Annotated in this window: 19 protein-coding genes; 10 read left to right on the forward strand and 9 right to left on the reverse strand. The window is 64.3% G+C overall.

Annotated features, from left to right (window positions below; translation table 11 throughout):
• Positions 1–3: 3 nt before the first annotated feature.
• Both ACFPME_RS14420 and nth read left to right on the forward strand, forming a co-directional pair.
• The gene (locus ACFPME_RS14420; RefSeq protein WP_377306350.1) at positions 4–609 is read left to right on the forward strand and encodes an RnfABCDGE type electron transport complex subunit B; all 606 of its coding nucleotides are present in this window, start codon (positions 4–6) and stop codon (positions 607–609) included.
• Positions 606–1,244 (forward strand): endonuclease III, encoded by a 639-nt coding sequence (gene nth / locus ACFPME_RS14425; protein WP_377306351.1) that lies wholly within the window; start codon positions 606–608, stop codon positions 1,242–1,244. Before ACFPME_RS14420 ends, nth begins: the two co-directional genes overlap by 4 nt.
• Before the next feature lie 6 nt (positions 1,245–1,250).
• Here the strand turns inward: nth and ACFPME_RS14430 are convergent, their stop codons facing one another.
• From ACFPME_RS14430 to ACFPME_RS14440, 3 genes are read right to left on the reverse strand one after another with little or no spacing between them, the layout of a single operon-like run.
• Complete coding sequence (locus tag ACFPME_RS14430; protein WP_377306352.1) at positions 1,251–1,859, reverse strand: class I SAM-dependent DNA methyltransferase; 609 nt, start codon at positions 1,857–1,859, stop codon at positions 1,251–1,253.
• A gap of 43 nt (positions 1,860–1,902) precedes the next feature.
• Complete coding sequence (locus ACFPME_RS14435) at positions 1,903–2,826, reverse strand: sensor domain-containing protein (RefSeq protein ID WP_377306353.1); 924 nt, start codon at positions 2,824–2,826, stop codon at positions 1,903–1,905.
• The gene (locus tag ACFPME_RS14440; RefSeq protein WP_377306789.1) at positions 2,826–3,188 is read right to left on the reverse strand and encodes a PadR family transcriptional regulator; all 363 of its coding nucleotides are present in this window, start codon (positions 3,186–3,188) and stop codon (positions 2,826–2,828) included. Before ACFPME_RS14440 ends, ACFPME_RS14435 begins: the two co-directional genes overlap by 1 nt.
• Before the next feature lie 552 nt (positions 3,189–3,740).
• Between ACFPME_RS14440 and ACFPME_RS14445 the strand changes: the two genes are divergently transcribed.
• From ACFPME_RS14445 to ACFPME_RS14455, 3 genes are read left to right on the forward strand one after another with little or no spacing between them, the layout of a single operon-like run.
• Positions 3,741–4,094, forward strand: coding sequence for a BlaI/MecI/CopY family transcriptional regulator (locus tag ACFPME_RS14445; RefSeq protein WP_377306354.1), 354 nt, complete (start codon positions 3,741–3,743; stop codon positions 4,092–4,094).
• A gap of 5 nt (positions 4,095–4,099) precedes the next feature.
• Positions 4,100–5,683: a cytochrome c oxidase assembly factor Coa1 family protein gene (locus ACFPME_RS14450; RefSeq protein WP_377306355.1), complete on the forward strand. Its 1,584-nt coding sequence runs from the start codon at positions 4,100–4,102 to the stop codon at positions 5,681–5,683.
• Positions 5,684–5,743: 60 nt separating this feature from the next.
• Positions 5,744–6,841 (forward strand): S41 family peptidase, encoded by a 1,098-nt coding sequence (locus ACFPME_RS14455; RefSeq protein ID WP_377306356.1) that lies wholly within the window; start codon positions 5,744–5,746, stop codon positions 6,839–6,841.
• A gap of 711 nt (positions 6,842–7,552) precedes the next feature.
• On the opposite strand, the gene ACFPME_RS14460 is transcribed toward ACFPME_RS14455, so the two are convergent.
• The gene (locus ACFPME_RS14460) at positions 7,553–8,152 is read right to left on the reverse strand and encodes a glutathione S-transferase family protein (RefSeq protein WP_377306357.1); all 600 of its coding nucleotides are present in this window, start codon (positions 8,150–8,152) and stop codon (positions 7,553–7,555) included.
• Positions 8,153–8,193: 41 nt separating this feature from the next.
• A complete protein-coding gene (locus ACFPME_RS14465; RefSeq protein WP_377306358.1) occupies positions 8,194–8,724 on the reverse strand; it encodes a hypothetical protein in 531 nt (176 codons plus the stop codon).
• An 89-nt stretch (positions 8,725–8,813) separates the two neighbouring features.
• Between ACFPME_RS14465 and ACFPME_RS14470 the strand changes: the two genes are divergently transcribed.
• The 5 genes from ACFPME_RS14470 (at position 8,814) to ACFPME_RS14490 (ending at position 15,262) form a co-directional block, all read left to right on the forward strand.
• Complete coding sequence (locus ACFPME_RS14470; RefSeq protein WP_377306359.1) at positions 8,814–9,857, forward strand: GlxA family transcriptional regulator; 1,044 nt, start codon at positions 8,814–8,816, stop codon at positions 9,855–9,857.
• 393 nt (positions 9,858–10,250) lie between these two features.
• Positions 10,251–11,198 carry a peptidylprolyl isomerase gene (locus ACFPME_RS14475; protein ID WP_377306360.1) on the forward strand — a complete coding sequence of 316 codons (948 nt, stop codon included), beginning with the start codon at positions 10,251–10,253 and terminating at the stop codon, positions 11,196–11,198.
• Positions 11,199–11,283: 85 nt separating this feature from the next.
• Positions 11,284–11,877 (forward strand): class I SAM-dependent methyltransferase, encoded by a 594-nt coding sequence (locus tag ACFPME_RS14480; RefSeq protein ID WP_377306361.1) that lies wholly within the window; start codon positions 11,284–11,286, stop codon positions 11,875–11,877.
• A gap of 221 nt (positions 11,878–12,098) precedes the next feature.
• Positions 12,099–14,264: an AsmA family protein gene (locus tag ACFPME_RS14485; protein WP_377306362.1), complete on the forward strand. Its 2,166-nt coding sequence runs from the start codon at positions 12,099–12,101 to the stop codon at positions 14,262–14,264.
• Positions 14,265–14,332: 68 nt separating this feature from the next.
• On the forward strand, positions 14,333–15,262 hold the full coding sequence (locus ACFPME_RS14490) for a DMT family transporter (RefSeq protein ID WP_377306363.1): 930 nt from the start codon (positions 14,333–14,335) through the stop codon (positions 15,260–15,262).
• A 40-nt stretch (positions 15,263–15,302) separates the two neighbouring features.
• Here ACFPME_RS14490 and ACFPME_RS14495 read toward each other — a convergent pair whose 3' ends face one another.
• The 4 genes from ACFPME_RS14495 to ACFPME_RS14510 form a co-directional block, all read right to left on the reverse strand.
• Positions 15,303–16,601, reverse strand: coding sequence for a hypothetical protein (locus ACFPME_RS14495; protein ID WP_377306364.1), 1,299 nt, complete (start codon positions 16,599–16,601; stop codon positions 15,303–15,305).
• A 64-nt stretch (positions 16,602–16,665) separates the two neighbouring features.
• On the reverse strand, positions 16,666–17,253 hold the full coding sequence (locus ACFPME_RS14500) for a c-type cytochrome (protein WP_377306365.1): 588 nt from the start codon (positions 17,251–17,253) through the stop codon (positions 16,666–16,668).
• A 9-nt stretch (positions 17,254–17,262) separates the two neighbouring features.
• Positions 17,263–18,003, reverse strand: coding sequence for a copper resistance protein B (locus ACFPME_RS14505; protein ID WP_377306366.1), 741 nt, complete (start codon positions 18,001–18,003; stop codon positions 17,263–17,265).
• 365 nt (positions 18,004–18,368) lie between these two features.
• The gene (locus ACFPME_RS14510; protein ID WP_377306367.1) at positions 18,369–20,144 is read right to left on the reverse strand and encodes a copper resistance system multicopper oxidase; all 1,776 of its coding nucleotides are present in this window, start codon (positions 20,142–20,144) and stop codon (positions 18,369–18,371) included.
• Positions 20,145–20,192 lie beyond the last annotated feature (48 nt).

A 20,192-nucleotide genomic window follows, 5' to 3' on the forward strand; every position in this document is an offset into this window, starting at 1 on the left:
GCCATGACCCTGGCCGACCGTATCGACGCACTGTTGCCGCAGACACAATGCGAGCAGTGCGGCTATCACGGCTGCCGGCCGTATGCCGAGGCGATCGCGCGTGGCGAAGCCGCCATCAACCAGTGCCCGCCCGGCGGTGCGGCGGGGATCGGGAAGCTCGCCGCACTGTTGCAGCAACCGGTGCTGCCGCTGAATCCCGAGCACGGCTTCGAGAAGCCGCGCACGCTGGCGCGCATCGTGGAAGCCGATTGCATCGGCTGCACCAAATGCATCCAGGCCTGCCCGGTCGATGCGATCGTGGGCGCGGCAAAATTGATGCACACGGTGATTGCCGACGACTGCACCGGCTGCGAACTGTGCGTGCCGGCCTGCCCGGTCGACTGCATCGTGCTGCTGCCGATGCCGGAAGTGCAGATCGACATGGCTCATGCCGATGCCGCGCGCGCGCATTTCCAGCGCCGCGAGGCACGACTCGATCGCCTTCGTATCGCACGCGAGGTGGAGCTGGCGGCGCGCAAGGCAGCCGTCGGCGACGGCTCAGTACAACGCAACCCGGTGCTGGAAGCGCTGGCCCGCGCCAAGGCGAAGCAGCAGGAGCCGAAGCCATGAAGCGTGCCGACGTGGCGGAGCTGTTCTCGCGCCTGCGCGAACTGAATCCGCACCCGACCACCGAGCTCGTCTACAGCACGCCGTTCGAGCTGCTGGTCGCGGTGGTGTTGTCGGCGCAAGCCACCGATGTCGGTGTCAACAAGGCGACCAGGAAGCTCTATGCCGCAGCGAATACGCCGCAGGCGATCCTCAAGCTGGGCGAGGAAGGCCTGAAGCGCTACATCAGCACGATCGGCCTGTACAACGCGAAGGCGAAGAACGTGATCGCGCTGTGCCGGCTCTTGATCGAGCGGCACGACGGTGAAGTGCCGCACAGTCGGGAGGCGCTGGAAACGCTGCCCGGTGTCGGCCGCAAGACTGCCAACGTGGTGCTCAACACCGCCTTCGGTGAGCCGACCATTGCGGTCGATACGCACATCTTCCGCGTCGCCAACCGCACCGGGCTGGCGCCCGGCAAGGACGTGCGCGCGGTCGAGGACAAGCTGGAGAAGGTGATCCCGGCCGAGTTCAAGCACGACGCCCACCACTGGCTGATCCTGCACGGCCGCTACGTGTGCAAGGCACGCAAGCCGGACTGTCCGCACTGCGTGATCCGCGACCTGTGCCGCTACAAGCACAAGACCGTGGCCGGCTGAACCCGGTCAGGCCGGCAGCTGCGCCCGCTCCAGCGCCGCGATGTGGCGTTCCAGCCGCGGCCCGAGGTAGCAATGCGAACCGCACGGCAGCAGTCCGACCTTGCCGAATTCGCGCAGGTACCAGGCCGGCGCACGCGACACGAAACCGTGGTGGTCGCCGGCCACGTCGTCGCGGCTGGTGAACACCTCCAGGAACGCCACCCCTTCGAGCATCTCGCCGATGCCCTGCAGACCGGCGCGGATCTCCGCCGGCTTCAGGTAATGCAGCACGTCGGTGCATACGATCAGGTCGAAGCGGGTGTCGAAGCGTAGCTGTTCGAGCTGGCCGAAGCGCGCCAGGCCGATATTGCGGCTGCGGCCGTAGCGCGCCGCCGCGTACTCGCTGGCATCCAGTCCGCGATACGCGATGTCCGGCCGCAACGCGCGCAGCGGTGCGCGCCAGGTCGCCTCGCCGCAGCCCACGTCGAGCACGTTGCGCACCGGCCGGCCGAGGTAATACTCGGCCTGCGCCACCACCATCGCCACCTTGCGCTTGAGCTCCGCCGGCGACCCCACCGCATGCCGCGGGTTGCGGTACCACTTGTCGAAATAGGCGCGGTCGTAGGTCTTGGGCATCGGCAGTCGATCCGGCAAAGGATGCATGGTAACCGGGCGACCCTCAGTCCGCCGCGCGCGGCACCAGCATGTGCTTGGCGACATGCCCGTGCAGGCGGCCCAGCCCGCGCGCCAGGTGCAGGGTGGCGAACAGCAGCGCGATGCCGATCACGCACATCGCGATCGCGTCGCCCCAGCCCGGTTCATGTGAACCGAAACCCCAGTCCACGACGACCCGGTGGCCCACGTACAGCCCGGGCAGCCAGTCGCTCTGGAACAGCATCGCCAGCGGCGCGCCGATGAAGGCCACCGACACGCTGAGCAAAGTGACGGCCAGCGTGAAGTACACGATGCCCAGCGGCAGCATCAGCCACATGTAGCAAAGAGTGGTCCAGGTATGCACGTCGGTGAACATGCTGCCGATGCGCTTCATCAGGCCCATGTCCTGGGTCGGGTACACCGGCCGGCGCGGCATGCGCATGCCGAGCATCGCCTCCACGATGCGTCCTTCCACCAGCGACAGCACGCGCACGCTGCCGAAGAACAGCACGATGAACGGCAGGCCGATGATCAGCACCGACAGCCCCACCGACAGCGACAACCCGGTCACCGCCCAGGTGAAGTAGAAGATGCCGGTGGCCAGCGACAACAGCATGTAGAACAGCGCGCCATAGGTGCGCGGATCGGCGGCAACGCCGAAGAAACGCCCGGCCAGCGAGCGGCGCTTCGGCGGCGGCGGCGGACGCAGCGCGCGCTGGATCCTGATCTCCTGGTCGCGGTAGATCTCGGCCACTTCGTCCGGCGCACCGTAGCTGCCGACGACCTGTTCCAGCATCTGCGCCTCGCCGCGGCCGGGCTGTTCGGCCAGTTCGGCGCGCAGGTGTTCCTCGGCGTCGTACAGCGCGTCCTGGATGAGGGCCGGGTCGGCACCGCGCAACGCGGCACGCAGTTGCTCAAGATATTCGACGATGGTGCGTGGCGCGTTCATTACACCCCTCCTTGCAAGACGTTATCGACGGAATCGCGGGTGGCGTTCCATGCGGCGACCCATTCGCGCAATACCTCGCGCCCCGGTTTGGTGATGCGGTAATAGCGGCGCGGCGGCCCGCTGACGGAAGGCTCGACCTCGCTGGCGAGCAGGCCGGCGCCCTCCAGGTTGCGCAGCACCGGATACAGCGCGCTCTGCTTGCCGGCCAGCACGCCCTCGCCCACCTCTTCCAGCCGCTTGGCGATCTGGTAGCCGTACATCGGCTGGCGCGACTGCCCCAGCACGGCCAGCAGCACCAGCGATACGGTGCCGCTGGAAAGCTCCTTCTGGAACTTCTTCAGCTGACTGCTGCTGTCGTCCACGGCGCTCACCTGCAATGCCACTTGGCGTTGAGTGAACCATAGTGCGAACTTGACACTAGTGCATGGGCCTGAAGTCATGCCTGCGCGCGCAGGTGACTGGTGGGCATGACACCAATGTATGTTCACGTTGTACAAACATTGGTGTCAGCATACGCAACGGACGCTGGCATTAGGTTTTGCTGAAATGGCTATGCTGGTCTGAGGAGCGTTTGCCTTCGGCGATCAACTGGCCTTGCCAGCAGGTAGCTCAGTTGGAACGGCCGCAGTCGCCACCCAAAGCGGGCATTGCCCCGCGGGAAGACCTACAGAGAGCGGTGCCCGAAACAATCTCTAGGCACTGAACCAAGGTCCGTCTTCAAAGTCTCTGTCCTCGTCGATGGTCCATAGCCTGGGCTCTATGCCCGTTCCTGCCAAAGCCGCTGCAAACTCGTCGAATTTTCCTTGAGGGACCGCTGTCGATTGACATAATACTAATCAAGTAGTACTACTGTTGCAGTAGAAACTTCCATGGAGTGTCCGTCGATGTCTGGCCCCAATCCTACCGAAGGCGAATTGGCGATCCTGCGCGTGCTCTGGAGCCGTGCTGCGCCGACCACCGTGCACGAGGTTCACGACGAACTTCTGCGCAGCAAGGACACCGCCTATACGACCGTGCTGAAGATGCTGACGATCATGACCGAGAAGGGACTGGTGCGTCGGGACGAATCCGAACGCAGCCACCGTTTCGTCCCCGCACACCCGGAGCCGGTGGTGCAGTCGTCGCTGCTGAAAGACCTCACGCGGCGCGCTTTTGGCGGTTCCGCCTTGAAGCTCGTGCAGCGCGCGCTCGACGACGACACCGCCAGCAGCGAAGACCTCGATGCGATCGCCAAGCTGATTGCCAAAGCCAAGGCAAAGCGGAAATAAGGTCGATGGACGCGCTCTGGAACGCCCAATACGCGCTTGCGCCGGCCTGCGCGAACGCGCTGCTGAATTCGCTGTGGCAGGGCGCGTTGTTCGCACTGCTCGCGGCAGCAGCGTTTTCCGTGCTACCACGACGTAGTGCAGCACTTCGGCATGTCGTGGGGATGGTCTTCCTGCTTGCCATGGTGATCGCACCGTTGATCAGCATGGCGGTGTTCCTGGAGGAACCGGCGACGACGCAGGGAATCGGACTCGTTCCAGTCCTGTCCAGGCCGCATCTGGTCACAACGACCGGCGTGTTCGTGCAGGAATCCAATGGTGTTGCCGGCTGGGTGTCGCTGCTGTGGCTGCTGGGTGCGGCGCTGATGCTCGTACGTCAGCTCGGCGGCTTGCGGCAGATCGGAGCGCTCGACCGGCAGGCATTCGATGAACTGCCGGCGGTCTGGCAGCGCCGTGTTCTCGTCCTGCAGCAGGCCCTCGGAATTGCACGTGCGGTGGCGGTTCGTCTGTCGGGCAATGTGCTTTCGCCGTTTACGGTCCGCTTCTTCCGTCCGGTGATCTGGCTGCCGGTGTCGATGCTGACGCGGCTGGGGCCGGATCAGATCGAGGCGCTGCTGGCCCATGAACTCGCGCATATCCGGCGTGCGGATTGGCTGTGGAACGGACTTCAGTGCATGGCCGAATCATTGTTGTTCTTCCATCCGGCGGCGTGGTGGTTGAGTCGGCGCATTCGGGCCGAGCGCGAACACGCTTGTGATGACCTGGCAGTGGATGCATGCGGGAACGCCATTGCCTTGGCCGAGGCGCTCGCGACACTGGAGCGCCAACGTCTCTCTTTCCCGCATCTCGTACTTGCGGCCCATGGAGGCTCACTCATGCAACGCATCTCCCGTCTGTTGTCCGGACCACCCTCGCGCCTGCCCTGGCGAGTGCCTGCCGGCCTGATCGTATTGCTCTGCACCGGCGGCCTGCTCGCCACCGGCATTGGTGTGTCAAAGCACAAGCTGCCGAATCTGAGAATCGAGTCGTCGACCGACGGTGCGCTCGCTCCCGGCGACTTCCGCGAGATCACCGCCGATGGCCTGGACAAGCAGCGCTACTACCGGATCAGCATGGATCGCCAGGGCCACATCATCGAGGTCTACAAGGAAGACCAGCAGAGCCGCCCCATCGATGGCAACGTGCGTGCATGGCTGAGTGACGTGACGACCTTGAGCGCCCCGCCGCCACCGCCAGACGTGCCTGCGCCACCGCCGCCACCGACCATGGCTCTGCCGCCTCCGCCGCCGCCGCCCATGGCCCTGCCGCCTCCGCCGCCATCGATCACGGATTCGAACGCGTTCAAGGACCTGCTGCGTACAGTGGCGATAGATCCTCGAGTGGTCGCCACCCTCGGCAGTCCGGTCGGCGTCGCATCCGATGCGGTGGATGGATCACTGAACCTCTCGGACACCAACAACGCGGAAGGCGATGCCAACCTTTCCTTTGTCCTCACCGGTCCCAAGGGCCACGCTCACATCCATGTTTCCGGCGAACGCCATGCAGGGGGGTGGCTGGTTTCCTCACTGGAAGTCGGTCCCGCCGCTCACTAGTCGCCCGTGTTTTTTTGTCCATAACTACTAATTTATTAGTAGTCAATCCAAGGAGTACTCGTGAACAAGATCCGGTTCCTCACCCTGTCCCTGCTGCTGGGGCTTAGCTCCGCAGGCACGCTCCTAGCACAGGATCATCAGCCCAATCCGACCATCGACAACACCGAGCGCAAGCAGGTCATCGAAGCCCTGACGAAACAGTTGCAGGCCAATTACGTATTTCCTGACGTGGCGACCCGACTGTCCGCAGCGCTCGCCGCCAAATTGGCCAAAGGCGACTACGCCGCAATCACGACCGCGAACGCCTTCGCCGAAGCGTTGACGCATGACCTGAAGGAACTGGGTAAGGATGGCCATTTCAGGGTCGGCTTCGACCCGGACTTCCATGCCCCCGCATCGCACGATGCAGTTGCGGCCAAGGCCGAGATCGAACAGGTGCGTCAGGATGTAACCAGTTCCGGTTTTGGAATCCAACGCGTCGAGCGACTGCCGGGCAATGTCGGCTATCTGGAAATCCGCCGGTTCGGTCCGACGGAAATCGTTTCCGCCGCCTACGCATCAGCCATGGTGCTGCTCTCGGGAACCGATGCGCTGATCCTCGACCTGCGCCGGAACGGTGGCGGCGAGCCGACCAGCGTGGCCTTCTTGCTCAGCCACTTCTTCGCCGAAGGTGACGAGCGCCACCTCAACGACCTCTACTTTCGCCACGACAACATCACGCACCAGTACTGGACGAGTCCCAGCGTCAGCGTGCACTACGCCAAGCCGGTCTATGTGTTGACGTCCGCCCGCACCTTCTCCGGCGGCGAAGAATGCGCTTACGACTTCCAGACCCAGAAACGCGCCACCCTGGTCGGCGAAACCACTGGCGGCGGCGCGAATCCCGGCGATCCGGTCGAACTCGCGCACGGCTTCGCGGCCTTCATCCCGAACGGTCGCGCGATCAACCCGGTGACCCACACGAACTGGGAACACGTGGGCGTGAAACCGGACATCGCGGTCCCCGCGGCGAAGGCCCAGCAAACCGCCTATGTCGCCATTCTAAAAGCGCTGCTCGCCAAGGCGACCGACCCAGAAGAACGCGGGGCACTGCAGCACGACCTGACCAATGCCGAAAAGGGCGACAGCGATCCGCCAAACTACTCGCCGCCGCAGTAGGCGCCGGCTCCTCCGCCTCAGCCGCTTGGCTCAAGGTGGAGGAGCTTCCCCCAGAACGCAGCCAAGTGCCCAGCCCTGTACGTGTCCTGAGCGTGGGCCAACTTCTGAGCGCGTGAACCGGCAGCCAATCGTTCCGAGTGCCGTCGCAGATCAGAAAAGCTTGGTTAGCTCCGGGTCTGGACCGACCTATTCGCAACGATTGAGAAGACCGACGTGACCATCGAGAGCGCGGCCGATTCGAATGGCACCTTTGTGCCGTCTGGTTAAGCGCGACGACTGTCTCAAGATGGCCGACATCTGCCCTTGTAGTCCCGAGAACTTGCAGGCTTGGCAAGCTGCGAAGGGCTGAGGTCAGCTCATCGCCACAGGTGGCCTCTTCGTCGTGAAGCGGAATATGAACGCTAGCGACAGCTGCTCACCCTAGCTCAAGGTCCCCTACCTCTTGATGTGAACCCGAGCAATGGGGTTGCGTCCGTCTCAATGGGCCGCCCCTGCCATTGGTACGCCGCCAATGTCGCGCACACTTTGCTTGCCAAAATGAGGCCGTCGCGCAAAAACACGACTAGCTAAGCCACTGATCCTACTATCGCGACGTACGTGCAATCAGCAAAAGCGCCGGGAAGTCCGTAGCACCGGAATTCATGTGATGCGCTGACGAGAAGCAGGATGCGGGACTCTGCCCCAGACCATACTGCCGATGCTCCCACACGCTCAGCCGCCTGAGGGGCGAGCATCCTTTGCCAATGCTCGCCTCGCAGCTGGCCGAGCTGCAAGTCTTTCAAGCCAGTCATCAAGCTCAGCATACGGTGGGACGGCGTCCCGAAACCACTCGAAGATACTTGACACAAGTACATCGGCAGCGCTGAAGCTGTCATTAAGAAGAAATGCGTCTGCCTTAAGTGCTGAAGACACGCGCGCAATAACGCGATCATAAGCCTTGGCAGCAAGGGGATCGCTGTCCGTTTGCCCGGAAAGTTTGGCTGCGAACGCGGGCTCAATTTCGCCCGCGTAGTAGGCAAGCCATGAAAGGTATACACCTCTGTTTGGCTCGCCGCGAGACGGACCAAGCCTCCGCTCCGGATAAAGGTCCGTAAGGTACAGTGCTATAGCTGCCGACTCGGTTATCAATGCGCCATCGTGCACCAAAGCTGGAACGCGTTTGTCCGGATGCGGGTTGGAAGGATCGGGTGCTCCGTTGCCGCTACGACGGGGAATGCTGCAGTAGACAAGTCGATAGTCCACGCCAAGCTCCTCCAGCAACCATATGAAACGGGAGGAGCGTGAGTCAGGAGAGTGATAGAGCGAAAGCATGATCGATCGCCAACCTCATACCCGCCGGGATGCTTCGTGAATCAAGACGTCTTGACACCTTCGCCCTGAGCCACGGTAACCCAATGTACATTGTCGGAGGTTAGCTCTATGAGCACGCTAACCTGCGTCGACGACGTGTAATGGTAGACGACGCGATAGGTCTTTTTGTTCGACTTGCCATAGTTGATCCACGTATTGTTCGCAATGGTCATGCGTGAAATAAATGGATCGGAACCACTGGCATCGGAATCAAACATTTCGTAGTGCCAATAGCTTTTGTCTTTATAGTTGTAGGTGCTTACCGACTGCGTCTTAACGACCCCGTCAGGCGAGTTCATGGTGAAACTACACGTCATGAAGGCCCGGTTCGCCGACCATCCGCACTCCTGAAGCCACGTCCATTGGCTCGCCTTCTGATCGGCTACCGCCTTGTCCTGACCGTGGTAATGCCATGTACCCGCAGCTATGCCCAAAGGCTCAAGTTCCGGACGAAGCGTCGGCGTGCTGCCGGCCAGTGCGGGTATCGTCACGGCCAGCGCAGCCATAACCACAACGCTAGATAGGTAGTTCACAGGCATCATCCTCTAGGAGTCTTTGTTGCACTCATGCCAACGATCTGCAGCAGTTTTTCGGACAGCCGAAATCAGCACCGGCATGGATCTTGACGGCTTCCATCTTGAGGCGCAAAGCTAATCAGACCTCCTTTCCTGCCAAACCAATGCTTGCTCCAAAGACCATTGCGTTCGTGTTGTTTGACGATGTGCTTGCGCTGAACATCGCCGGGCCTGCTGAGGTATTCGGCAGCGCCAATCGGCTATCGAGTAAAGCCACTGCACTTTACGATGTCGTTTATCTGTCTACGAAAGGTGGCTTGGTGAGGACGTCCTCCGGGGTGTCGATGCAGACTCAATCGATTGTGTCGGTCGATCTTCACCAACTGGACACGATCATTGTCGGAGGCGGCGTAACGGTGGCCGAAGCCATGGGAGATGATGTGCTCATCGCCTGGATCGCCAGCGCATCCTCCGTCGTACGGCGGATATGCAGCGTTTGCACGGGCGCCTTTATTTTGGCCGCGGCCCATCTTCTGGATGGACGTCGCGCCGTTACGCACTGGGCATCCGTCAATGACCTGCGCTTGCAGTTTCCAGCCGTGCAAGTGCAGCTCGATCCTATTTACGTTAATGACGGAAACATCTGGACATCAGCAGGTATCTCGGCTGGCATCGATCTAGCACTGACGCTGGTGGAGACCGATCATGATCGGCGCCTCAGCCTTGCTGTTGCCAAGGACCTCGTTGTCTTTCTGCATCGCCCCGGCGGCCAGGCACAATTCAGCCGCACCTTGGCAGCTCAGGTGAGTGTTGGGGCACGCAACATTCAGTCCCGACTAGAAGCTCTAAATAGCTGGATCATTGAACACCTTGATGAGGATCTCAGCATTGAGCGCGTCGCCGAGCAAATGGCGATGACACCACGCACGTTTGCCCGCAGGTTTGTCGACTGTTACGGGCGAACCCCAGCCAAGCTGATCGAAGATCTTCGTCTGGAAGCGGCTTGTCGATGTCTCGAAGAAAACCATATCCCCATCAAGCAGATTGCCTATCAATGCGGATTTGGTGATGAGGAACGGATGAGGCGAGTATTTCTGCGGCGCTTGCGTGTGCAGCCGGCGAGTTATCGGGAACAGTTTGCGGCCGCTTGACGTCGAAGCCGGCGCGCTGGCCACACTAGTGCCAAGGCAGGGGCCATCAAGAACGGGCCGCCATTTCATCGCCGGGGTCAGGACGCGGCGTGGACCCACGCGCGCTGGATGTCCGCTTTCGATTTTTCGATCATTGGGGGTCACGGCGCGTCACCTTTCCTTCTGCGGACTGTTTCCAGATCCGATTCTCCCGGTTTTCGAGATGACCAGCTGCGGCCGCAGCCATCCCGCCGCGCACGGGCTCGCCTCGCCCTTCATGCGCAAACCCGCCACGCACCCGCCAGCCCCACGGCCACGGCCACGGATAGCCGCGCATGCCTCCAGTTGGGTGCCATGCCGCGCCGGTCCTGCTAAGTTGCCTGTCCTGCCATGTCGTTGCCCTGGGGAAACACCATGCTCCGTCGCACTCTCGTTGCCATGCTTACGCTGACCAGCACTCTGCTGGCGTTTCCCGCCCTGGCCGCCGAACAGGCCAAGGCCACGCCCACAGCGAAGGAAATCCTCGCCAAGTCCGCACCGGCCGAGTGGCGCACGCCCGATCCGCAGAACCTGATCTACATGCAGTTGCCGCAGGGCCGCGTGGTGATCGAACTGGCGCCGGATTTCACGCCGCTGCACGCGGCCAATATCCGCACCCTGGTGCGCGGGCACTACTTCGACGGTCTGGCGATCATCCGGGTGCAGGACAATTTCGTCACCCAGTGGGGCGACCCCAACGACGACGAAACCGGCGACAAGAGCAAGATCCGATCGCTCGGCAAGGCCCGCAAGACGCTGCCGCCGGAATACACCCGCTCGATCGCTCCAAAGCTGCCATGGACTGCATTGCCCGACGGCGACGTGTACGCACCCGAAGTCGGCTTTTCCGAAGGTTTCCCGGCAGCGCGCGATCCTGCCAGCGGGCAGGAGTGGCTGACGCATTGCTATGGCGCGGTGGGTGTGGCGCGCGATGTCGATCCGCAAAGCGGCAGCGGCAGTTCGCTGTACGCCGTGATCGGCCAGGCACCGCGCCGGCTGGATCGCAACCTTGCGGTCGCCGGCCGCGTCCTCGAAGGCATGTCGCTGCTGTCGGGCCTGCCGCGCGGCGCCGAGCCGATGGGCTTTTACACGAAACCGGCGCAGCGCATCGCCATCGAATCGGTGCGGCTCGCCGCCGACGTCCCGCCCAAGAACCGGCCTGCGCTTGAAGTGCTGCGCACCGACAGTCCCACCTTCGCGGCGCTGATCGACGCCAAACGCCATGGCCGCAACGCGTTCTACGCCTTGCCTGCCGGCAAGGTCGACCTGTGCAGCATCGACGTCCCCGTGCGCGAGCGCGAACCCGCCGCTGCAAAACATTGATGGCCGTCCATGCCCCGCAGTCAGCGTCCGGTTCAGCCGCGTCGGTTACCGTGCAACCTTGCCTGCCGACCGCGGAAGCCATGTCATGGCGTTGAACGATACCCTGGCGTTTCTGCGTGCCTGGCTGCGCGATCCCCGCAGCATCGGCGCCGTAGTGCCGTCGGGGGCGGCGCTGGCGCGGCTGATGACCGCCCAGGTCAGCCAGATGGGTGGTCCGGTGATCGAACTGGGACCGGGCACCGGCGCATTGACCCGTGCGTTGCTGGCGCGTGGCGTACCACCACACCGGCTGGCCTTGATCGAGGCCGACCCCCAGTTCGCCGACGCGCTCGCCCGGCGTTATCCGAAGGCTACGATCCTGCGCATGGACGCGGCGCAGTTGGGAAACACCGAATCGCTGTTCGGCGAGGAGCGTGCCTGCGCGGTGGTCAGCGGGCTGCCCTTGTTGTCGATGCCGGCGCCGCAGGTCGCCGCCACCGTGCGAGGCGTGTTCGAACGCCAGTTGCGCAGCGACGGCATGTTCTACCAGTTCACCTATGGCCCGCGCTGCCCGCTGCCGCCCGCGCTGCTGGCGCAGTTGAACCTGCAGGCACAACGCGTCGGCAGCGCCTTGCTCAACCTGCCGCCCGCGGCGGTGTATCGCATCAGCCGGTGCCCTGGCGTGCGGGTCGCCGCCTGACGTGCGCAGCAATCGGATCAGGCCGGTCGGCTCAGTGCTGCAAGCCATGCCCGCCCGCGGCTCGATCGGCGCAGGCCAGGCGCGCGCGACGGCACGGCCACCGGCGTGTACGCCACCTGAAGTGGCCGTGCATCAAGACATAACCTTGTCATGCCACCGGCTATGAGTAGGCCGGCACCCGCCACGCGGGCGGTGCCTCGAAGCGTTGGCGGAGCAGCAGGATGAAACGCAGTCGGAAGATAGTGAGCTGGATCGCCGGTAGCGCGGTGGTGCTGATCGTGGCGTTGCTGATCGTGATCGCCACGTTTGACTGGAACCGCTTGCGGCCTTTCATCAACGACAAGGTGAGCCAGGCCATGGGACGGCCCTTTGCGATCAACGGCGATCTCACCTTGGCCTGGAAGCGCGACCGCAGCGGCGGCTGGCTGGCGTCGCTGCTGCCATGGCCGCAGTTCACCGCCAACGCGATCAGCATCGGCAATCCTGCCTGGGCGGCGCAACCGCAGTTTGCACGGCTGGACGCGTTGCACTTTCGGCTGTCGCCGCTGGCGCTGCTGGTTCACCGCATCGACGTGCCGTCGCTGCAGTTGGTGCATCCCACCGTCGACCTGGAGCGCGACAAGGCGTCGCGTGCCACGTGGACGTTCACGCGACCGCAGGGGCTGGAGCCTTCCGCCTGGACGTTGGACCTGGGCACGATCGGTTTCGATCGCGGCTTCATCACGCTGGACGATGCCGTCAAGCGCGTGAAACTCAAAATCGTGGTGGAACCGTTGCAGGCCGCGATTCCATACGACCAGATCGTGGCGCAGCAGTCTGCCGATGCGCGCGAGCAAGCCGCCAGAACTGCCGGCGCCGCCGCGAAGAAGATCATCGCCGGGCGCACCGGCGGAAACGACCGCGGCGAACAGATCGGCCATGCCACCGCGACGACGTCCTACCAGTTCGGCTGGCACGCCCAGGGCAGCTACCAGGGCAGCCCGCTCGATGGCCACGGCAAGACGGGCGCCGTCCTGGCGCTGCAGCAAACCAGCGAGCCCCTCCCGTTGCAGGCCGACGTGCACATCGGCGACAGCCACATCGCGATGGTCGGCACGCTGACCGATCCTCTGCACCTGGGTGCGCTCGACGTGCGGCTGTGGTTCTCCGGCTCCAGCATGGCCAAGCTGTATCCGATCACCGGGATCACCCTGCCCGACACGCCGCCTTACGCCACCGAGGGCCATCTGATAGCCACCCTCGACCGCCATGGAAGCCGCTTCGACTATCGGGACTTCAGCGGTCGCGTGGGCGGCAGCGACCTGGCCGGCAGCCTGTTGTTCGTCACCGGCGGCAAGCGACCCAAACTGACCGGCGACCTGCATTCGAACCTGCTGCAGTTCGCCGACCTGGCGCCGCTGGTCGGCGCCGACTCCGGCGCCGCCAGGCAGCAGCGCGGCGACGGCACTGCGCAACCTGCCGACAAGCTGCTGCCGGTCGAACCGTTTCGCACCGATCGCTGGCAGGCCATGGATGCCGACGTGAATTTCCGCGGCGCCCGCATCGTGCACGGCGAAGCGCTGCCTATCGATTCGCTCAGCACCCATCTGGTCATGACCGACGGCGCGCTTTATCTCGACCCGCTGCGCTTCGGCCTCGCCGGCGGCTCGGTGAGCAGTCACCTCACCCTCGATGGCAGCCGGGCTCCCATGCATGGCCTGCTGAAGCTCGATGCGCGGCATCTGAAGCTCAAGCAGCTGTTTCCCACGTTTGCGTCCATGCGCACCAGCTTCGGCGAGATCAATGGCGACGTGGAGCTCGATGCCCGCGGCAACTCGATCGCCGCGCTGCTGGGCAGCGCCGACGGAAACCTGAAGCTGCTGATGAACGACGGCGCGATCAGCAAGACCCTGCTGGAAACCGCCGGACTCAACGTGGGCAACATCATCATCGGCAAGCTGTTCGGCGACAAGACGGTGAAGATCAACTGCGCCGCCACCGCCATGACCGCCAACGACGGGGTGTTCGACATGCAGCTGTTCGTGTTCGACACCGGCGATGCCGTGATCAACGTGAACGGCACGATCAACCTAGCCACCGAGAAGCTCGACCTGGACGTACAGCCGCATACCAAGGGCTTCCGCGTGTTCTCGCTGCGCTCGCCGCTGTACGTCAGGGGCACGCTGAAGAACCCGGACGTAGGCGTGCAGAAAGGCCCGTTGCTGGCCCGTGGCGCCGGCGCGGTCGCGCTCGCTACGGTGGCCGCGCCGGTCGCGCTGCTCGCGCTGATCGCGCCCAGCCATGACAAGGATGGCGACAACACCTGCCGCGATGTGCTGCAACAGTTGCGCAATAGCCCCGGCAACACGCCTCCACCCAACCGCTCGGCCCCGCCACGAAAGAAGTAGCGATGCGGCACGCTCTGGGCAACGGATGCCGGCGCTAGAATGCCGCCATCCTTTTCGCGCGAATCCCCATGCAACCCGTCAACCAGGCCCGTCTGCAGATTCACTTCTGCGTGTTGTTGTGGGGCTTCACCGCAATCCTCGGCAAGTTGATCACGCTGCCGGCGCTGCCGCTGGTGTGGTGGCGCATGCTGCTGGTGGTAGCTGCCCTGCTTTTGATGCCGAAGGTCTGGCGCGGGTTGCGCGCAATGCCGCCGCGGCTGCTGCTGGCGTACGCCGGCATCGGCGTGCTGGTGTCGCTGCACTGGCTGAGCTTCTATGCGGCGATCAAGTTGTCCAACGCCTCTGTCGGTGCAACCTGCATTGCGCTGGGGCCGGTGTTCCTGGCTTTCATCGAGCCGTGGATAGCCCGGCGCAGGTTCGATACGCGCGAACTCCTGATCGGCGCGGCGGTGGTGCCGGGCGTGATGATGGTGGTCGGCGGCGTACCGCATGACATGCGTCCCGGCATTGCGGTGGGCGTGCTGTCGGCCCTGTTCGTGGCGCTGTTCGGCTCGCTCAACAAGCGCCTGGTCGAACACGGCGATCCGCTTACGGTGACCTGCATCGAGCTGGGTACCGGCACGATCTTCCTCACCGCGCTGGCACCGCTGCTGCCGCACACCGGCCCGGCTTTCGTCCTGCCGAACCTGCATGACGCATTGCTGCTGCTGGCGCTGTCGTTCGGCTGCACCCTGCTGCCGTTTGCGCTGGCGCTGGTGGCGTTGCGCCACCTGAGCGCGTTCGGCACGCAGATGGTGACCAACCTGGAACCGGTCTATGCGATCGTGCTGGCGATCCTGCTGCTGGGCGAACAGCACCAGCTGGACCGCTGGTTCTACGCCGGCGTGGTGGTGATCCTTGCAGCAGTATTCGTGCATCCGCTGCTGAACCAGGGGCAGCGCGGCACGAAGCAACCCGAACTGCTCGGCACCGCCGAAAGCCACAGCATGGTGGATTGACCGCAAAAGCGCGGCCGGGTCGGCGGCCGGCCCGGCACGCTCAATCGTCCCTGCCCGTCAACACCGGAGCAAACCCGCCACCGGGAGTCCGGAAGTTGGTGGTCTGGCCCTGATAGATGCGCGCGGCGTAGAGCAATACCTCGCCACGGTAGGCATAGCAGCGGATATCGACCTTGAAGGCGGCCGCATTGGCTGCGGCAAGGCGTTCGCTGGGTGCGACGAGCCTCTGCGCCACATAGTTCGCGCCGGCGATCTCGTCCCACACCCGCCGCGTAAGCTTGTCGCCGCGGTAGGAGGCCTTGCTGCCGAAACCCGCGGCCGGCTTGAAGAAATAGTGGCGCCGCTCGGCCCACATGCTGTCGCGGTTCTGCGCCGCAAGCAGGCGAGTCTCCGGGACGGCCGCGCTCAAGATCGCTGTCGAAGTCGGGCTTGCCCCAGCCGATTCCAGGAAATCGCGGTTGCCGAGCAAGCTCAGATTGCGTTTGTCCGCGTACAGCGCATGCGCGCGCGGATGCGGGCTGACGGCCACGGCGCCCGCCAGATAAGCCGCGCGCACGACGGCGTGCGCCGGCTGCTGCAATGCGAAGTCGGTCAGCCGGTTGTAGACCAGGTCGACCCGGCTGTCGCCCAGCCACAGGTGACCGCGTTCGAACCGCAGTGCTTCGGGCGCGCAAACCTCGGCGTGGTATCCATGCCGGCGAAAAAGCTCGCGGAACAGCACGAATTCCGCGTAGAGATATTGTTGTTTCGGCGACTCGTCGACGATGGCGACGAAGCCCATCGGCGCGGAGCCACGTTGCAACCGCCACTCGGTCAGCATGCATCGTTGCACCGCGTCTTCCACCTGCGCTGCGTCGGTAGGCGGCTGGGTCGTCCTGGGCAGGCACACGCGTTGCGCCTGCGCGAGCAGCGCGCTGAGCAATACGCCGCCCGGATTGGTGTTGATCTCGATCAGCCGCGGACCGTCCGTGCCCAGATGGAAGTCCAGTCCCAGCAACCCACCCGGCGAGCCCGGATCGAACCGGGCGATTTCCGGTGCCCATGCCAGCACGGCCGATTGGTAGACCGGCAACGCGGTCGCCTGCTCGACAGCGGCGACCACTTCGGCCATCTGGCGGATCTGCCGACGCGACACGTAGACAGGCAGCGCCGAGAACAGATGCGGGTGCGATTCGGCCAGCGCCGGCAGCCCGTGCTCGGCAAGCACGGCGTCAAGGGATGCATGCAGCGCCCGGGGGTCGACCGCCATGCAGAAGCATGCGCTGTTGAACGCCTCGATCGACGCGACGGAGGCACACTCGGCGGCGCACGACTCCGGCGATAGCGGTGGCCGATTCACGGTGCCGTACTCGACAGGGCCATCGCACGGCCCGGCTTCGAGGGCAATCCCGGCGGCAGCGCGATCATGGCTGTGCTTTTTCCGGGTCGGCGTTGTGCGCGGGGTGCTCCTCGCCGTGCTTGTCATCGTGCATGTCCATGTCTTCGTCCGGTGGCGCCCTGGCGACGATGTCCTCGTACTGCGCCGGCGTCAGGCCGGGCAACTTCTGCAGGAACGCCACCATGCTCCAGATCGTGGCGTCGTCATGGCTGGCACCCCACGCCGGCATCGCGCTCATCTTGATGCCGTGTTTGATGACCCAGAATGCCTCGCGCGGCTCGATCTGCAGCCGCGACAGATTCGGCGGCTGCGGGTAAAGACCCGGGCGGATCTCGGAATCGGCCATGCCCGGCTTGAGGTGGCAGCCGGTGCACATCGCCGCGTACTGACCGGCACCTTTGAGGATCAACTGCTGATCGTCGAGGTTCGGGACCTTGATGTCCCGCGCGTGATGCGCGATCGAGCGCTCACGCAGGGTCTGCATCAGTGCGTAGACGGGCCTGCTGTGGTGGTCGTCGGCGCCGATGTTGTAGACGCCGGACTCGACGAAAGCGCCGACAACGGCGATGACGGTGACGCAGAGAATCACGAGGGTGACGATGAATCGTTTCATGACCTTTCCTCAAAACCAGATGCGGACGCCGGCCACCCATTGTTGGTCGAAGACGGCCCGGCGCCCATCGCGGACGAAGTCTGCCGTGGCGGCGAAGCGGCGCGTCCAGACTACGCCGATGTACGGCGCGAATTCCCGCCGGATCTCATAACGCAGACGCAACCCCAGCTTCGCATCCGCGAGGCCGCTGCCGACACCGCGCGCCGGGTCGGACTTGCCATGCAGATTGACCTCCAGCTCCGGCCGCAGGATAAGCCGCTGGGTGAACAGCATCTCGTAACCGGCACGCAGGCGTGCCGCGGCACGCCCGGAGGGACCGACGTACGCAGTCGCCTCGATGTCGAACCAGTACGGCGCCAGGCCCTGGATGCCGAGCGCGGCCCACTGGCGCGACGGCCCGAATCCGACATCGTGGCGCAAGCCCAGTTGGGTGCTCCAGAACGCGGCCACGTTGTGGTTCCAGAATGCTTCGAGGTCACCGTCTTCGAGCCTGCCGCGGCTGCTGCGGACGCCTTCGCTTCGGACCCACAACTTGTTCTCGTCGTTGCCGTACCAACCTTCGCCTTCCCAGCTCTGGCCGTTGGCATCGCGGCCGTGGAACGCTTCGAGCTGGTCAATCAGCAGCATGCCTAACGGCGCACTGCCGTGCATGTGCAACCCGTGCACGGAGCTACCCGCGACGCCGTCGGAGTAGTCGTCACTGCGTGCATCGGCCGGCGCACCGCCAACCTGCATCGGCGCCATGGTCATGCCTGGCATCGAACCCATGTTTCGCCCGGCGTCATGGTTCATGCCTGGCATGGCGGCGTGGTCCATGCCAGGCATCGAATCATGATCCATGTCGCTCATGCGCTTCATTTCATGGGGCGGTGAGGTCGATCCGGCAGGCGCGTGCTTCTTCGCCTCCGCGCCCGGCGCTTTCGCTGCCCGCCTTGTGGCCATGCCGACCCGGGCCGGTGCTGCCATGCCCGGCATGGCATTCATGTCCATCGGCGCCGTGCTGCTCGACGAGGCAGGTACGCCTTGGGCCGATGCCGTCAGCGGCAATGCCAGCAGCAGTGCGATCAGCCACGCGGAACGCGGCGGAGCGAACGAGGCGTCATGGCGATGCGCCTTCATGACACCACCACCTCGCGGAACATGCCCGCCTCCATGTGATACATCAGATGGCAGTGATAGGCCCAGCGGCCGGGATTGTCAGCCGACACGGCGTAGGTGATGCGCTGCGCCGGCTGCACGTTGATGGTGTGCTTGCGCACCTGGAACCGGCCGTCCGGATTCTCCAGCTCGCTCCACATGCCATGCAGGTGGATCGGGTGGTTCATCATGGTGTCGTTGACCAGCACGATGCGCAGACGCTCGCCGGTATTGAAATGCACTGGCTTGGCGTCGGAGAACTTCACGCCGTCGAACGACCAGATGAAGCGCTCCATGTTGCCGGTCAGGTGCAACTCGATCTCGCGGCCGGGTTCGCGCGCATCGATCGGGCCGCCCGTGGTGTGCAAGTCGGCGTAGGTCAGCACTCGCCGGCCGTTGTCGCGCAGGCCGATGCCTGGATCGTCGAGGTTGGTGCGCGGCATGTCGACGTGCATGTCGACGCCCGGCCCGTATTCGGTTCTGGCGTGGTGCGCCACCGGCGCAGCGGGGGCCCGGCCAGGCATCGCACCATGACCCATGCCGGGCATGTCCTGCATCCCGCTCGTGCCCGACTTGGCCTGCGCGGCCCCGTGGACCGACCCGCCCATCGCCATCGCGCCCATCATGTCCTGCGTGGCAAGCCACTGCACGGGGTCGGTCTTGGGCACCTCCGCCTGCATGCCCGCGCGGGGCGCCAGGGTGCCGCGGGCATAGCCCGAGCGGTCGATCGACTGGGCGAACAGCGTATAGGCGCGCTCGTCCTGCGGCTCAACGACCACGTCATAGGTTTCGGCCACCGAGATGCGGAATTCGTCGACCGACACGGGCTCGACGTCCTGGCCGTCAGCCGAGATCACCGTCATCTTCAAACCCGGAATGCGCACGTCGAAAATCGTCTGCGCGGAGCCATTGATGAATCGCAGCCGGATTTTCTCTCCGGGTTTGAAGATGCCGGTCCAGTTGCCCGCCGGTGCCGCACCGTTCATCAGGTAGGTATAGGTACGAGCGGACACGTCGCCGAAATCGGTCGGGCTCATGCGCATCTCGTTCCACATCCTGCGCTTGGCCATGGCCTGACCGAGGCCTTTTTCGCGCAGGTCGCGAAAAAAGTCCGGCACCGTCGGCTGGGCGAAGTTGTAATAATCGCTCTGCTTCTTGAGCCTGGCGTAGATCCGTTCGGGATCTTCGTCGGTCCAGTCGTTGAGCATCACGACGTAATCCCGATCGGTAGGGTGGCGATCCGGGCCGGCCGGCTCGATCACCAGCGGACCGTACACGCCGGTCTGCTCCTGGTAACCCGAGTGCGAGTGATACCAGTACGTGCCTGACTGGCGCACCTGGAACCGGTAGACAAATGCCTCGCCGGGCGCGATGCCATCGAAACTGATGCCGGGCACGCCATCCATCCCGGCCGGCAGGATGATGCCGTGCCAATGGATCGAGGTCGGCACGCGCAACCGGTTGGTCACGCGCAGCGTCACCGTGGTGCCTTCCTTCCAGCGCAGCAGCGGCCCGGGGATGCCGCCGTCGATCGTGGTGGCCAGCCGGCCCGTGCCGGTGACATTGACCGGCGCCTCGATGATATCCAGGGCGAAATCGGTGCCACCGGGTGCGACGGGTTGGCCGGGGCTGGTCAAAGCCCACGCGTTCGATGGGCGCAACAGGCCGAGGCCGACGGCTGCGCCACCCCAGGCAACGCCCTGGATGAAACGCCGCCGCGAGAAGTCGGTGGCTTGAGCGGAAAATGCTTTCATGGGTCTCTCCAGGCGGCGTTGCATGCCAACGCCGGTCACGGTTGCCCG

It is taken from the genome of Rhodanobacter umsongensis, from assembly GCF_042654965.1.
Classification (GTDB): domain Bacteria; phylum Pseudomonadota; class Gammaproteobacteria; order Xanthomonadales; family Rhodanobacteraceae; genus Rhodanobacter; species Rhodanobacter umsongensis.